This window comes from Terrabacter sp. 05T424 (assembly GCF_056396225.1).
On sequence record NZ_JBFTLB010000018.1, the window covers coordinates 1 to 15,436 of the forward strand.

The 15,436-nt window shown below is 71.7% G+C and carries 13 protein-coding genes; 4 read left to right on the forward strand and 9 right to left on the reverse strand.

The features are described 5' to 3' along the window. Positions 1-360 (forward strand): multicopper oxidase domain-containing protein (locus AC1DE0_RS21985; RefSeq protein WP_478105686.1); only part of this gene is annotated, 360 nt, incomplete at its 5' end. Between the two features lie 71 nt (positions 361-431). Here the strand turns inward: AC1DE0_RS21985 and AC1DE0_RS21990 are convergent. From AC1DE0_RS21990 to AC1DE0_RS22010, 5 genes are all read right to left on the reverse strand, one after another. Beyond that, positions 432-1,280: an alpha/beta hydrolase gene (locus tag AC1DE0_RS21990; RefSeq protein WP_478105688.1), complete on the reverse strand. Its 849-nt coding sequence runs from the start codon at positions 1,278-1,280 to the stop codon at positions 432-434. A 187-nt stretch (positions 1,281-1,467) separates the two neighbouring features. After that, the gene (gene asnB, locus AC1DE0_RS21995; protein WP_478105690.1) at positions 1,468-3,372 is read right to left on the reverse strand and encodes an asparagine synthase (glutamine-hydrolyzing); all 1,905 of its coding nucleotides are present in this window, start codon (positions 3,370-3,372) and stop codon (positions 1,468-1,470) included. Positions 3,373-3,870: 498 nt separating this feature from the next. Next, on the reverse strand, positions 3,871-4,920 hold the full coding sequence (locus AC1DE0_RS22000; protein ID WP_478105692.1) for an acyl-CoA dehydrogenase: 1,050 nt from the start codon (positions 4,918-4,920) through the stop codon (positions 3,871-3,873). Positions 4,921-4,935: 15 nt separating this feature from the next. Continuing rightward, on the reverse strand, positions 4,936-6,150 hold the full coding sequence (serA, locus tag AC1DE0_RS22005; RefSeq protein ID WP_478105745.1) for a phosphoglycerate dehydrogenase: 1,215 nt from the start codon (positions 6,148-6,150) through the stop codon (positions 4,936-4,938). 163 nt (positions 6,151-6,313) lie between these two features. Continuing rightward, on the reverse strand, positions 6,314-6,991 hold the full coding sequence (locus AC1DE0_RS22010; protein WP_478105693.1) for a GntR family transcriptional regulator: 678 nt from the start codon (positions 6,989-6,991) through the stop codon (positions 6,314-6,316). Between the two features lie 16 nt (positions 6,992-7,007). On the opposite strand from AC1DE0_RS22010, the gene AC1DE0_RS22015 reads away from it, so the two are divergent. Further along, entirely contained in the window at positions 7,008-9,833 is a 2,826-nt protein-coding gene (locus AC1DE0_RS22015; protein WP_478105695.1) for an FAD-binding and (Fe-S)-binding domain-containing protein, read from the forward strand. A gap of 56 nt (positions 9,834-9,889) precedes the next feature. On the opposite strand, the gene AC1DE0_RS22020 is transcribed toward AC1DE0_RS22015, so the two are convergent. Next, complete coding sequence (locus AC1DE0_RS22020; RefSeq protein ID WP_478105697.1) at positions 9,890-10,447, reverse strand: hypothetical protein; 558 nt, start codon at positions 10,445-10,447, stop codon at positions 9,890-9,892. Positions 10,448-10,548: 101 nt separating this feature from the next. Continuing rightward, a complete protein-coding gene (locus tag AC1DE0_RS22025) occupies positions 10,549-12,147 on the reverse strand; it encodes an Hsp70 family protein (protein WP_478105699.1) in 1,599 nt (532 codons plus the stop codon). 152 nt (positions 12,148-12,299) lie between these two features. On the opposite strand from AC1DE0_RS22025, the gene AC1DE0_RS22030 reads away from it, so the two are divergent. Beyond that, entirely contained in the window at positions 12,300-12,953 is a 654-nt protein-coding gene (locus AC1DE0_RS22030; RefSeq protein WP_478105701.1) for a dihydrofolate reductase family protein, read from the forward strand. After that, positions 12,950-13,492, forward strand: a complete 543-nt coding sequence (locus AC1DE0_RS22035) for a P-loop nucleotide/nucleoside kinase family protein (protein WP_478105703.1) — start codon at positions 12,950-12,952, stop codon at positions 13,490-13,492. The genes AC1DE0_RS22030 and AC1DE0_RS22035 overlap by 4 nt, the downstream gene beginning before the upstream one ends. A 39-nt stretch (positions 13,493-13,531) precedes the next feature. Here AC1DE0_RS22035 and AC1DE0_RS22040 read toward each other — a convergent pair whose 3' ends face one another. After that, entirely contained in the window at positions 13,532-14,059 is a 528-nt protein-coding gene (locus tag AC1DE0_RS22040) for an orotate phosphoribosyltransferase (RefSeq protein ID WP_478105747.1), read from the reverse strand. Positions 14,060-14,176: 117 nt separating this feature from the next. Next, positions 14,177-15,409, reverse strand: coding sequence for an MFS transporter (locus tag AC1DE0_RS22045; protein ID WP_478105705.1), 1,233 nt, complete (start codon positions 15,407-15,409; stop codon positions 14,177-14,179). Positions 15,410-15,436: the final 27 nt, after the last annotated feature.

Here is a 15,436-nt window from a genome sequence, read left to right on the forward strand (position 1 = left end):
GAGCCGGCCACGGTGTCCACCAGCCTGAAGAACCCGGCGGGCAAGACGCCGCTGGCGTCCCAGCCGAAGAACAGCTTCAACCTGTGGGAGATCCGCAACGGCGGAGGTGGGTGGGTCCATCCCTTCCACCTGCACATGGAGGAGCACCGAACCCTGGTCCGCAACGGCAGGGACGTGTCGCAGATCGCCGACACCGGGCATCCCGACGACGTGTCGCGAGAGGACCTGGTTGCGCTGGACCCGGACGAGTCCGTGATCGTCTACCGCGGGTTCCGCGACTTCCACGGCCCGTACGTCGCGCACTGCCACAACCTGTCGCACGAGGACCACGCCATGATGTTCGGGTGGGAGATCGCGTAGGCGTCTCCGGCCCGGTGGCCGCGCCGCCTACCCGACCGGGTAGGCGGTGTCGCCACGCCGGGGCACCAGGCTCAGCGCACGGCCTGCGCGTGGCCGGTCACGATCTGCGCGATCGCGCGCAGCGACGCCGTCCCGCAGACGAGGTAGCCGTTGTGACCGTGTGCACCGTTGACCGGTAACGGCCGGGCACCGAAGTCAGGCGCGGTCGGGTCAGCGGCGTGGCCGAAGCCCTCGACTCGGGTGTGCGGAACGATGCCGATGGGGTCGTCGGGTGCGATGCCGGCCCAGACCTCTGCCTTGGTGCGCAGCGCCGAGCGGGTCCACACGTCCATGCCGGGTGAGCCGACGACGACGAGGTCGGCGATGCGCAAGTGGGGCGCCGCGTGGGCACAGACCACGGAACCGTAGCTGTGGCACACGACGCTCACCGTCGCCGAGCGTGGCAGTCGGGAGACGAAGGAGGCCAGCCGAGGGGCACCGTCGGTGGCACGTTCAGAGCGTGCAGCGTCGGTGTCGATGCCGGCCGGCGGGTCGTAGCCGAGCCACACGACCACCGCGACCGGGGTGTGCGGCTCGGACCGCTGCATCTCGGCGAGGAGGCTGCGGGCCTGCACGGCAGGATGCCGCCGCCCTGCTCCTCGCTCGTCGCGGAGGAGGGGGCCGGTCCAGCCGACGCCGGGAACGATGACGGCGATGCGGCGCGCCCGGTGGATGTCGCCGAACGCCTCGACGAGGCGCCCCTGCCCGTGCGGGTCGGCGCTCAGCACCGTCGCCGGAGGGCCCATGACATCCACGGGCGCCCCGTCGTTGACCGACTGGGCAACGGCGGGCCCTGCCCCGACGACCAGGGTGAGGAGCGCGACAGCCGCGAGGGCGAGTCGCTCGCGGAGCGTCCCGCGAGCCCGTCGTCCAGGCGGCATGCGGTGCCGGTGAGCTCGTCGGTGCACAGGCGTCCTTGATGGTGGAGGGGTGGCAAAAGGAGCAGTCTGGCCGACGAGCCTGTGAACAGCGTGAGGAGACGACCGTCCGCCGCGGCGTTCGCGTCGACCGCCGCCTGTGTGATGGGTCACGTCGGCGTGGTCGGACCCGACCTGCTGGTGGCTCGCCTCACGCTGCCCGGGCTGACGAGGTGACGGGCAGAACGCCAACGCCGTCGATGAACTCGCGCAGCCAGAGCTCGACGTTGATGAGGCGCCAGAAGGCCATGGAGTCCAGGTCGCCAACGCCGTCGAGCCAGCGCTCGAACGCCGTGAGCACCGCGGCGGAGTCGAAGTAGGGCCGCTTGCTGAACGACGGCGACCGGAACACGTCCAGGGCGAAGTCACGCTGCTCGCGGAACCACTCGCTCTGGGGCGTGGTGAACCCGATCTTGTTGCGGCGCCGACTGATCGACGGTGGGAGGACACCGTCGGTCGCGTCGCGCAGAACCCGCTTGTTCCACCCGCCCTTGATGATGGCCTCGTCGCTGAGCGAGAAGATCGTGCGGACGAGATCGGGGTCGAGGAACGGCACGCGCCCCTCGACGGAGAAGCGCATCGTGTTGCGGTCCTCGTAGCGCAGCAACGCGGGGAGAGACCCGACGAATAGGTCGTGCACCAGGCGCGCACGCAGGTTCCCGGTCGGGACGGCATACGACTCCGTCGCGTGCGCGGCGCAGAACTCGCGTCGGAGCAGGTCAGGCGTCGTGTTGCGGCGGGGGAGCAGCGTGCGCGTCTTCGCCGCCGCGAGGTGGGCGAGGACGTCCCGGGAGGCGATCAGCTCTCGGAGGGCCGAGCGGCGGTCGCTGGAAAGCAGGGCGCGCAGGTGGACGACGAGCTGAGGGACGTAGCCGGCAAGCAGCTCGTCGGCACCCTGACCGTCGAGCATCACCGTGACGTACTCGCTGGCGTCCTTCATGACCCGGTACTGCGCGTACGGCCCCGTCGAGATGACCGGCTCCTCCTGGGCGCGCACGAAGTCGGTGACGTCGTCGAGGAACTCGGCCGAGGTGGGGCGTGTCTTGTGCGACCTGACGCCGTGCGAGCAGGCTCCGACGGCTGCGTCCACGTAGCGTTCCTCGTCGTTGCGGTAGCCGGGGAAGACGGCCGAGAACGTGCGCTGGCGCGTGCCGACCGCGCTGGTCGCGGCGACGTCGTCAGCGAGCAGCCGGTCGATCGCGACGGTGATGGCCGAGCTGTCCAACCCGCCCGAGAGCGACGTGCCCACGGGCACGTCAGACCGCAGCCGCAGGGCGATGGACTTCGTGAGCCGCTGCCGGAACTCCTCGGTCACGGCCGCGTCATAGCCGTCTGCCGACGCCGTGCTGTTCAGGAGGTCGCTGCGCAGCTGGCTGAACATCGTCCGTCGTATGCCGTCCGCCGAGAGGGTGACCATCTCTCCGGGGAGCACTCGCTCGATGCCGTCGAAGAAGGTCTCGGCACCGTCGTCGTGGATCCGGTAGCGCAGGTACCGGTAGATGGTGCGGTCGTTGGGCCTCGGCTGGTAGCGGCCGCTGGCCAGGATCGGCTTGATCTCGCTGGAGAACAGCCAGGCCTCGCCGGCGTCAGCGCCGCCGTCGGGATCCGTCGGAACGCGGCAGAGGTGGAGGGGCTTGATGCCGAAGTGGTCGCGGGCGAGGGTCAGCGTCTTGGTGTGCCGGTCCCAGATCGCCAGTGCGAACATCCCGTTGAACCGGTCGAACGCCGCCGGCCCCCACTGCGCGAAGGCCTGGAGCACGACCTCGGTGTCGCTCTCGGTGGTGAAGGTCCGCGACAGTGCCTCGAGCTCGGTCCGCAGCTCGCGATAGTTGTAGACCTCACCGTTGTACGCGAGCACGTATCGGCCCGCGGTGGAGGTCATCGGCTGCCCGCCGCCCTCCCGGTCGAGGATCGCGAGGCGCTGGTGGGCCAGGCCCACGGGTGCGTCGAGGAGGACGCGGGCGTCGTCAGGGCCACGATGGCGTTGCTCGAGCGCCATGCGCTCGAGGAGCACCGGGTCGCTGTCGAGCCCGAAGTAGCCAGCAATCCCACACATGCGTTCCCTCCGGTCCCCTTCACGGGGGTTCTTCACAACGGTCGAGGGACATCATGTGGCGCTCTCGCTGAAAGGACGCTGAGCGGCGTCACCGAGGGACCTGACCGTGCCCTCCGGTCCGACCCACGCACGGGAGGGGCTGGAACCATCATCCCGCTCGGTGGTGGGCGGTGTTGGCCGATCGCCGGGAGCGCTGCGGTCCTGCACGAGGGCAGCACCTCAACGAGGAGGAAGCCGGCATACCGGTCGTCGAACGCGTCGTACTCGGCGTTGCGATTCCTCCGCTCGTCATGGTCGTCGACGTCGTCGAACACCCCGGGGTCGTCGAACACGCCGATGGTGGCGTCGAGGGCGCCCGACGCGACGAGGTTGTCGAGGACGATGCCCGCGCGTACGTGTCCGATGGCAAAGGCCGGTTCGCGACGGTCTCCACCCTCGCGAACCTAGGTATGCCGCCCGCTGCCGTGCCAGCCGTTCTCGCTCACTGCCGCGCGACGGTCACCACGGTGGCGTCGTCACGTCGTCGTGTCGTCGCAGGCTGCGGCCCAGGGTCGCAGCGTCGCGCTCGGCATGCTCCTGCCGCACGTAGAGCTGCAGGTCGGCCACCCGCTGCGCGTGGTCCTCCTCCAGGGCCAGCGGAGCCGGCCCGATCGCGTGGGCCACACGCTCGAGCACCTCTTCCGCAGCCGAGGCAACGACCCGGCGTACGCGCAGGGCGAGGACCGCGCCTTCGGTCCCGTCGGCGCGACCGCCGTCGATGCGTGCGGCGGCGTCGGCGAGGACGGCGCGAGCCGCCCAGAGGGTCGCGTCGACGGCGCCGAGCTGCATCGACGCGACCTGGTCGGGCTCGCGTCCGCCTCCGACGAGGCGCCTTGCGACACCGACAGCTCCGCCGTACCAGATGGCGGCGACGCCCATTCCACCCCAAGCGAATCCGGACCTCTCGAGGTACCAGTTGGTGGGCCCGACGGGGCTGCAGGCGGACCCCGCGAAGCCGACGGGACCGCTGGGCACGTCCGTCAGCCCGCGCGCAGCCCACGTCGTCGGCAGCACCGTCACGCGGTTCGTCGGACCCAGCTCGACGGCATACAGCCGCCGCGTCGTGTCGGTGTCCCACGCCGTGACGAGGGCATGGCTGAGGCGGTCGGCGAGTGAGCACCAGGGCTTGTCGCCCGTGAGCCGCGTGTCCGAGTCCGGACCCTCGGCGGTCAGGCGCGTCCCGGGCCCTTCGGCGGCGAAGACCCCCCAGGTGGAACCGTGGGGATGGGCCGGAACGTCGTGCCCCGCGCGGCTCGCCTCGTCGAGGATGGCGAGCGCGTCGAGGTGGGGCTCGATCGAGCGGGCAGCCGTGAGGCTCGTCGCAGCGATCGTCGCCAGCGACTCCCAGAGCGAGAGCGTGCGGCCGCGGCCCGGGAGCGGGAACGCGTGCGGGTGTCGGTCGACGAGGGCGATCGCCCCGACCGGGTCCTTGGCGTCTCCGACCTCCTGCGCCAGACGGCCGAGGCCTTCGTCCGGCTCCTCCTGAAGTGCGACTGCCCGGTTCAGCACGATCGACCTACCCGTTCACTCGGCGGCCTCCTCGGACCACGTCTCGAGGTGCACGGCCTCGGCGACGTGGCGCAGCGACGCGAGGGTCTCGGCCGACATCGGCACATCGGTGTCGGTCACGACGTAGCCGAGCTCTCCGCGGGTGGCCAGGGACTGGCCGACGACGTTCGCCCCGGCCTCCGCCAGCGTGCGGTTGATCGAGGCCAGGACACCCGGGACGTTGCGGTGCAGCAGAGCCATCCGGTACGAGCCCTCGCGGGGTGCCGGGGCCACGGTCGGAAGGTTGACCGAGAGCGCGGTCGCGCCCGAGGCGAGGTACGCCGAGAGCTTGCCCGACACGAACGTGCCGATCTCCTCCTGCGCCTCCCCGGTCGAGCCGCCCACGTGGGGCGTGAGGATGACGTTGTCGAGGCCGCGCAGCGGTGACTCGAAGAGGTCGCCCTGGGCCTTGGGCTCGATGGGGAAGACGTCGATGGCGGCTCCGGAGAGGTGACCGCTGAGAATGTGCTCGCGCAGGGCGACGTCGTCGACCACCATGCCGCGCGAGGCGTTGATGAAGACCGAGCCGGGCCGCATCCTGGCGAACTGCTCGGGACCGAAGAGGCCCGCGTTGCCGGGCCGCCCGTCGACGTGGATGCTGACGAAGTCCGACTCCTCGAGCAGCTCGTCGAGCGATCCCATGCGCTGGGCGTTGCCGTGCGCGAGGCGGTCGGCGGTGTCGTAGAACGCGACGCGCAGCCCGATGGCCTCGGCCATGTTGGACAGCTGGGTGCCGATGTTGCCGTAGCCGACGATGCCGAGCGTGCGGCCGCGTGTCTCGTAGGCGCCCTTGGCCGACTTGTCCCAGACGCCGTCGTGCATCCGCTGCGTCTTCTCGGGGAGGCGCCGTGCCAGGGCGAGGATCTCGCCGATGACGAGTTCGACGACGCTGCGCGTGTTGGAGAACGGGGCGTTGAAGACGCCGAGGCCGCGCTTGGTCGCGTGGGTGAGGTCGACCTGGTTGGTGCCGATGCAGAAGCACCCGATCGCGCGCAGGTCAGGTGCCGCGTCGAGGACGGCCGCGGTCACCTTCGTGTTGGACCGGATCCCGAGGACCGACACGCCGGCCAAGGCCTCGACGAGCTCCTCCTCGCCCAGGGACCCGGGCTGGACCTCGACCTCGAATCCGTTGCGGCGGAACGTCTCCGCAGCGACGGGGTGGACGTTCTCCAGAAGGAGTACCTTCACGATCTTCTCCCTTGGGGCTTCCGGTCGGTGCCGGAGTCCCGGTCTCGTGGTTGTTGTCGGTCGTGGTGCTGCGACTCGTGGTGCCGTGGGGCCTCAAGGGTGCCCCGAGCGGCGGCGTGGGCGCTGAGCGGTGCGCGGGTTGAGACGGCTGCGGCGGCCGGGGACATCAGGGTGCCCGGGACGACGTCGTGCGAGCGAGGCTGCGGGCCAGCAGCCGGCCGGTGTGCTCGAGGTGGTCGCGCATCGCCCGTTCGGCAGCGTCTCCGTCGCGGCGCAGGATCGCCGTCACGATCGGTTCGTGCTCGTCGCGGATCTCGCGCAGCGTGCGACCGGCGGTCGTGGTGGGCGGCCCGAGCAGGGCCGTCGTCGCCCGGAGCCGGTCGATGATCGAGGCAGCACGCTGGTTGCCGCCGGCGCGCATCAGCCGGTCGTGGAGGGCGTGGTCGGCGACCCAGAAGCTGTCCTCGTCCTCGAGGGCCGCGTCCATGGCTGCGAACGTGTCGCCGATGGCCGTGTGCTCCTCTTCGGTGGCCTCCTCGGCCGCGCGTCGGGCTGCGCCCGGCTCGAGGGCGAGGCGGATCTCGATGATCTCCTCGATGTCGTGGGCGCGCGGCGTCAGCACCCGGAAGCCGCGGTTGCGGTCGATCCGCACGAGTCCCGCCTCCGCCAGTCGCAGCAACGCCTCGCGCACCGGGCTGCGTGAGACGCCGAGCAGGTCGGCCAGCTGGTAGACGGAGTAGGTGTCCTCAGGGACGAGCTCTCCGGCGGCCATGCCCGCGCGCACCGCGTCGACCACGGCGTCGGCGAGCGAGGGAGCGCCGTGGGGGAGCGCGAGCTGGACCATGAGTAACATGTTACCCATGCCTGAGCTCTCGACGGATGTGACCCGCGCCCTGGTCGGCGCCGGCCTCGAGGTGCGGGCCGACGCGGGCACGCGAAGCATGTACGCGTCCGACGCCTCCCTCTACCGCATCCTCCCGCTCGCGGTCGTCCGCCCGCGCGGTGTCGACGACGTCGCCGCCGCCCTCGCGGTCGCGCGCGCGACCGGGGTCCCGATCACCGCGCGTGGTGCAGGCACGTCGGTCGCGGGCAACGCGGTCGGGCGCGGAGTCGTCCTCGACTTCTCCCGGCACATGAACCGCGTCCTGTCGGTCGACCCCGAGTCCCGCACTGCCGTCGTGGAGCCGGGCACCGTCCACGCCGTGCTGCAGAAGGCGGCTGCGCCACACGGCATACGCTTCGGCCCCGATCCCTCGACCCACCCGCGGTGCACCATCGGCGGGATGATCGGCAACAACGCGTGCGGCTCGCGGTCCCTGGCGTACGGGCGGACCTCCGACAACGTGGCAGGGCTCGAGCTGCTGACCGCAGCCGGCGAGCATCTCACCACGGGCTACGACCCGAGCGGTGTGCCGTTCACCCGCGGAGCCGACGACGTGGTCGCGGGCGTCCGCACGGTCATGGCGCGTCACCTCTCGACGGCCCGGACCGAGTTCGACCGGTTCGGCCGACAGGTGTCGGGCTATGCGGCCCACCATCTGCTGCCCGAGCGGTTCGACCTCACCCAGGCGCTCGTCGGGTCTGAAGGCACCCTCGGCGTCATCACCGGCGCCACCGTCAAGCTCGTCGTCGACGCCTCCGTGCGGGTTGTCGTCGTGCTCGGCTTCCGCGACATCGTCGCCGCCGGTCAGGCCGCGCCTGCCGTTGTGGCCCACGGCCCGACCTCCTGCGAGGGCCTGGACTCCCGCCTCATCGACGTGCTGCGAACCCGACGAGGACCCGACGCCATCCCGCCCCTGCCGAGCGGGCGGGCCTGGCTGTTCGTCGAGTTCGCCGGAGAGGACCTCGAGGAGGTCACTGGCCGGGCCCGACGACTGGCGGGGGCAGGGCTCGCCGAGGACGCCGTCGTCGTCGACGACCCCGCCGTCCAGGCGCGGCTGTGGCGGATCCGTGAGGACGGCGCCGGCCTCGCCGGTCGGGCGCCCTCCGGAAAGCCGGCGTGGCCCGGCTGGGAGGACGCGGCCGTGCCGCCGGCGCGTCTGGGGGAGTACCTCGCGGCCTTCGACGAGCTCGTCAGCGCCCACGGCATGACCTCCGCGCCGTTCGGACACTTCGGCGACGGCTGCATGCACGTGCGGCTCGACCTGCCGCTCGACCAGCCCGACGGCACGAAGGTCATGCGCGAGTTCCTCACCGAATCGGCAAGGCTGGTAGGCGGATTCGGTGGTTCTCTGTCGGGAGAGCATGGCGACGGTCGCGCGCGGTCCGAGCTGCTGCCGCACATGTACTCCGCCGACGCGCTCGCCCTCTTCGGTGGCATCAAGCACGCCTTCGACCCCGACAACCTGCTCAACCCGGGGGTTCTCGTCGACCCCGACCCGCTGGACGCCGACGTGCGCCCCGTCGGGCACTTCCCGGTGCGCAACCTCGCGATGGCCTACCCGCACGACGGCGGGGACCTCGCCCAGGCTGTGCACCGATGCACCGGCGTGGGCAAGTGTCGCGCCGACAACTCCGCGGCCGGCGGCGTCATGTGCCCCTCCTACCTCGCGACGCGCGAGGAGAAGGACTCCACCCGCGGGCGAGCCCGCGTGCTGCAAGACGTCGTCCGGGGCGAGCTGCCGTGGTCCGACCCTGCGGTGCACGATGCGATGGACCTCTGCCTGTCGTGCAAGGGCTGCGCGTCGGACTGCCCGACCGGCATCGACATGGCGACCTACAAGTCCGAGGTGCTCCACCAGACCTACCGCCGCCGGCTGCGTCCGCGATCCCACTACACACTCGGCCGGCTGCCGATGTGGGCGCGCCTGGGCGGCCGCGTGCCGTGGCTGGCCAACCGAGCGCTGACGCTCCCCGGCCTCGGCTCGCTCTCGATGTGGCTCGCCGGCGTCGACGGGCGGCGTTCGATCCCGGCTTTCGCTCGACGGCCGTTCCGACGCACCTTCCGGCCGGCCGCCTCGGATCTGAAACCCGTTGTGCTGTTTGCAGACTCGTTCACCGACGCGTTCTCCCCGGAGGTCGCCGAGTCGACGGTTCGCGTCCTGCGTGACGCGGGCTACGAGCCCCGTCTCCCGAGCGGCTCGGTGTGCTGCGGGCTGACCTGGATCACGACCGGGCAGCTCGACTCGGCCAAGGACATCCTGGGCCGCACCGTGGCGACCCTCGCAGAGGACGCGCGCGACGGAGTGCCCATCGTGGGCATCGAGCCGTCCTGCACCGCGGTGCTGCGGTCGGACGTCCACGAGCTGCTCCCCGGAGACGAGGACGCCGCGCTGGTCTCGTCACGGGTGCGCACGCTCGCAGAGCTCCTGGCCGAGACGCCGGGCTGGACCGGCCCCGACCTGTCCGGCACGACGGTGGTCGCCCAGCCGCACTGCCACCACCACGCCGTGCTCGGCTGGAAGGCCGACGCCGACCTGCTCGCGGCCACGGGCGCGACGGTCGAGACCGTTGCCGGGTGCTGCGGGCTGGCCGGCAACTTCGGGGTCGAGATCGGCCACTACGACGTGTCCCTGGCGGTGGCGGGCCAGAACCTGCTCCCCGCGATCGACGCCGACCCTGACGCCGTCGTGCTCGCCGACGGGTTCTCGTGCCGCACCCAGGTCTCTGACCTCCGCGGTCGCGACAGCCTGCACCTCGCCCAGCTGCTCGACCCGTCCCGTCGCGCGGCAGTGCGGCAGGGCTGACTCCTCGGCGTATGACGGCATACGCACCGGGCTCCAGCGGCTGACGAGGCCATCGGTCACCCGGCGGTCTTGTGCCAGGTCGCGCAGTCCTTGGTCTCGAAGAAGGCGTCGGACGCCACGATGGTGACCCGGGTGGGGCCCGTGGCGGAACCCGAGGCCACCACGTCGGCCGGGACGCGGGCCAGGCCCTTCAGGCGCGACCAGTGGCAGGTCCTGCCGTCGTGACCCCCTGCCGACTCGTACGTCCCCGGCGGTATGCCGCGCCCCACGAGGTAGGTGCCCACCTCGCCGACGAACGACGCCGACTTCGTGGACGGTTGCTGCCCTGGGGTCTGTCGGGCGGCGGCATCCTCACTCGCCGCGATGGCGTCGAGATCCTTCGGATCGGTGGTGCTCGGCCGGACCGAACGCGGCGCTGCGCCCGGTTGGGGTGCAACGGCAGAGCCCCTGCCCGCCCCGGCGGCGCCGGTGGGGGACGCCGGCAGACCTGCCTGCGTCGTGGCCGGGGCCGTGGCGAAGGCCCACACGCCGAAGGCGGCGGCCAAGCACAGCAGGACTGCCACGCCGGTCGCGAACAGGGCCGAACGATGCGTGGCACGACCTCGAGGCTGCATGACCTCACCCCCAGCAACGACGCGGCCGACGCCTTCGAGGAGGCGCTCGGCACACTCTTGGCCCCGGACTCGTGCTCGAACCTGGCTGCCGTTCGACCGGCTCAGGCGTGGAGCACGTGCTCCTGACGATAGCCAGTCGTGAGGTCGGTGAGGGACAGTTCGATGATCCCGGCCGGATCGACGCTGTAGCGCTCCTCGAGCAGCGGGCCGGACTCGAGCCGCACGATGGGCAGCGCGTGCAGGGGCGAGGCGTCGTCGGCGCCGCGGCCTTGACCCTGGCCCTGGCCCACGGTGCGCTGGAGCTCGGGGTCGAACGGGAAGACGATCTGCGCCACCGGCGTGAGGTCCCCGCGAGGCTCGCCCTGGTCGTCGACCGAGGAGTACTCCACGAAGCGGAACCAGCCGATGTTGTGGGCCGCCTGGTAGCGGCGGGTCACCACGACCGGCTCGGCGGCCGCGGAGTCGTCCAGCGCGTCAGCAGTGCGCAGCGACCGGTCGAGCACGGGGTCGAAGGAGACGGCCGCCCCGCCCTCGCGCTCGCGGAAGACCCCGAACCCACGCGAGAGCCGGTCGCGCAGCGAGAACCCGGCGTCGGGGTCGGCGGCGATGGCGAGGCCCACGGCCGTGGAGGCGCTGGGGATGGGGGAGCGGTGCACCCGACGACCGAACCGTGACCGCAGCAGGCGCGGCACGAGCGGGAGACCACTCGCGCCGCCGACGATGTAGATGCCGGCCACCCCCTGGAGCTCGTCGCCGTGCACGTCGGTCGACTGCAGCGACTGCACGAGGGGCTCCATCGCCTCGGTCGTCGCGGCGACCAGGGGAGTCACGTCGGCGTAGAAGTCGTCGACGGGAACCGTGACGGTCGTGGTGTCCCCGCCATCGGGTTCGGGCACCTCGACGGCGATGCGGCGGGACTGCGGACCAACTCGTTCCTTGGCCTCGCGGCACTCCTCGACGAGGGCCGCCCACGTCGGGTCGGACAGCTCGGACCGTGAGCGGCCGGAGGCGCGCAGGGCGGTCGTCGCGAGGACCTCGTCGAAGTCGTCGCCACCGAGCCGGTTGACGCCGAAGGAGTCGAGCACCTCGTGGTGGGTGCCCGACAGCCGCAGGAGCGAGGCGTCGAAGGTGCCACCGCCGAGGTCGTAGACGATGACCAGGTCGCGCCGCGACGTGATCGAGCGGGCCTGCCGGTGCGCGAACTCGAAGCTGGCCGCTGACGGCTCGTTGACGAGGCCGGCGACCTCGAACCCGGCGCGTCGGCACGCCTCCAGCGTCAGGAAGCGCTGCGCGCTGTTCGCCTGGGCCGGAACGCCCAGCATGGTGCGTGGCGGCTCGGTGTCACCCAGCCGCTCATCGATGCTCGACGCAGTGCGGAGCGCGTCCAGGACGGCCGCGAAGAGCCCGGTGAGCACGTCGAAGAGGGGGACGTCACGGTCGCCCAGGCGCATCAGGGTGTCCGGCGTGACCCGTGGCTCGGCGAGCAGGCGCTTGAACGACCGGGCGGACGGCATACCTCGTCTGGCCGCTTCGAGCGCCGCGAAGCCGTAGACCAAGGTCCCGTCGTCGTCGGCGACGACGGAGGGAAAGTGGTCACGGGCGTCGCCCTCCTCGTCGAGGAAGGTGACCACCGGGTAGTTGCCGCGATCGCCGTGGGCGACGACCGTGTGGGTGGTGCCGAAGTCCAGGCCGAGATCCATGCCCCAAGGCTAGGCCGCTCGTGGCGTGGCCAAAGAGGTGGACCGCAGGGCGAGCCGCCGTGCAGGATCGCGGTGGGCGAGCCGCGTCACCCGATGCTCGAAATGCGGCGAAGATCCGCCCGACTGACCCTCCGACAACCGCAGGAGCCACCGTGTCGCGCACCAGAGTCCACAACTTCTCGATCTCGCTCGACGGCTTCGGCACCGGCGAGGCGCTGTCGGCCGAGGCCCCGTTCGGCCATGCCGGCCACCGGCTGCACGAGTGGATGACCGCCACCCGGTTCTGGCACGGCCTCGGCGTCGTCGAGCAGGGTGAGGGCGCTGCGGGCAGCACCGGCGCCGACAACGCGTTCGCCGAGCGACACGAGCACGGCTTCGGCGCGGAGATCATGGGCGCAGGCAAGTTCGGGCCGCCCGGTTGGCAGGACGACCCCGAGTGGCGTGGATGGTGGGGCGAGAACCCGCCGTTCCACACGCCGACGTTCGTCCTGACCCACCGCCCGCGCCGGCCGCTGGAGATGGACGGCGGCACGACGTTCCACTTCCTCGACGCGCCGCCGGTCGACGCGCTCGACGCGGCCCGGGAGGCTGCCAAGGGGCTGGACGTCCGCATCGGCGGCGGGCCGACCGTGGTGCGCGACTTCCTCGCCGCCGGGCTCGTCGACCACCTGCACGTCGTCCAGGTGCCGATGCTGCTCGGGCGCGGTGTGCGGTTGTGGGACGGCCTCGAGGCACTGGAGCAGGGGTATGCCGTCGAGGCGGTGTCGACGCCGAGCGGCGTCACCCACCTCACCTTCACTCGATGAGCAGGCTGCAGGCGACTCTCCATCTCACCGTCGGGCTCCCGAGCACCGGCAAGACGACGGCTGCGCGGCGTATCGAGGTCGACCGGGGAGCCCTACGACTGACGAAGGACGAATGGGTGAAAGCCCTCTACGGGCAGGAGAACCCGCCATCGGCTCAGGACGTCATCGAGGGCCGGCTCGTCGAGGTCGGCCTCCGGGTCCTCGAGCTCGGCAACGACGTCGTCATCGACTTCGGCCTCTGGAGCCGCGATGAGCGATCCGCGCTGAGGCAGGCAGCAGCCGACCGCGGGGCGGCGGTGGCGGTGCACTACTTCGAGGTCACGGCGGCGGAGCAGCGCCGACGGGCCGACCAGCGCCAGGCCGAGGCCCCGCACACGACGTGGCCGATGTCCGACGACGAGCTCGCCGCGTGGGCCGCTGCGTTCGATGTCCCGACTCCCGGCGAGCTCGACGGCAGCGAACCCGTCGACGGCCCGCCCGCCGGCTTCGCGACCTGGGACGAGTGGCGCACCCGTCGCTGGCCTCCGCGGGTGTCCTGAGGGGTTGACGTCTGCCCTCCGCGCGCGGCGAGGGCGCGCTCAGGGTCGGGCTGCGTCCAGGTCTGCCTTCGTCATGACGGCCACGGTCTCGAGGCCGATCTCGAGGAGCGAGTTGGCGCCCGGCTCGGAACGGTCGATGGCGCAGACCACGGTGTGCACGCTCGCGTCCAGCCGGCGCAACCCAACCGCGGCGTTCCGCGCAGCGCCGCCCGTGGTGATGATGTCCTCGACGAGCGTGACCGTGCGGCCGGTGACGTCGCCGCCCTCGGCCAGCCGGCAGGTGCCGTACGTCTTGGCCTCCTTGCGCACGAAGATTGCCGGCAGGCCGGTCAGGGCGCTGACCATCGTCGCGATGGGCACGCCGCCGAGCTCGAGTCCGCCCAGGACCTGTGTGTCCGACGGCAGCAGCGGCACCATGTGCTCGGCGACCGTCCGCAGCAGCCGGGGGTCGCCCTCGAAGCGGTACTTGTCGAAGTACTCGCCGGTGGTGGTCCCACTGCGGAGGATGAACTCCCCTCGAAGTCGACAGGTCGAGTCGATGACGGCGGCAAGTTCGCGGATGTCCATGGGCACGGCCGCCATCGTGCCATCGCGCGAGGGCGAACCCTCACGCGGCCTTCCGGTCGGGTGATCCCGCCAGCTCGGCGCGCGAGGTGCGCCGCCACCCCGGGCGGCTGAACGCGACTACGCGGCCGCCCTCACGTGCCGGAACGGCGTGGCAGCCAGCCCGATCGCCACGAGTGCGAAGACGGCCGCCGCCAGGAGCAGGGTGGGTCGGACGCCCCAGCCGTCGGCGAGCACGCCGGCGATGGGCGCCATCACCATCGCGACCGCGCGGTTGAACGACCGGAGCGTCGTGTTGGTGCGGGCCTGCAGCGGATCGGGAGTCTTGAGCTGGCGATAGCTCATCTCGTGGGAGTTGCTCATGCCCATTGCCAAGCCGTAGAGGAACTGGCCCACCAGCACCGCGACCAGCGCGCCGCCGCCGGCCTGCCCGGCAAGCGCCATGACCACCACCCCGGCGGTCGTGAGGACGTGGCAGGTGATGATCGTTGGGCCGGTGCCGAGGCGTCGGCCGACCCGGGTCGTGATCAGGGCGCCGATGACAGCGCCGATGCCACCCGCCGCACCCACGATGCCGAACTCGAAGGCCGTCAGGCCGAGGGTGAGCAGGACGTAGGGGGCCAGCACGACCCCGACGATCGCGTTCCCGACGAACCACACGTGGGTCGCGACCGCGATGGTGGTCAGGCCGGAGGTCCGGTAGACCCAGCGGATGCCCTCTGCGATCTCGCGGACGAGCCCGCGGACAGTGACCCCGGTGCGCTGGGGCGGCTCCTCCACCGTGATCCGGCGCAACGTCAGGGCGGAGTAGAGGTAGGTCAGCGAGTCGAGCAGGACAGCGAGCGGTGCGCCCAGTGCATTGACCAGCAGTCCCCCGAGCGCCGGACCCGCGGTCGAGGCCGCCGCGTCTGCCCCGTCGATGCGGGCATGCGCCGGCTGCAGGTGACGGGGCTCGATCAGCCGCGGCAGGAACGACATCTCGGCGGCGCCGTTGATGACGGCGGCGGAGCCGGTCAGCATGACGATGACCAGGAGTGCCGGTAGGGAGAGAAGGTCGAGCCACCAGAGCACGGGGATCGTCAGGAGCAGCACCGCCTGCGCGAGGTCCGTGACCACCATCAGCGGCAACCGTCGCCGGCCGTCGACGAGCGCGCCGACGAGCAGCCCGAACACGAGGTACGGGAGCCACCGTGCCGCGTTGAGCCATCCGACCTCCGACGCCGTGCCGTGCAGGTCGAGGATGACGAGGGCCTGCAGCGCGAAGAGCGTGACGTACGTGCCGAGTCCGGAGACCGCACTCGCCCGCCAGAAACGCAGGAAGGCCTTGGAGGGCCACGCTTCGCTGCCGGTCACGACCGCGAGTCTGGCACGAGCGGAAGA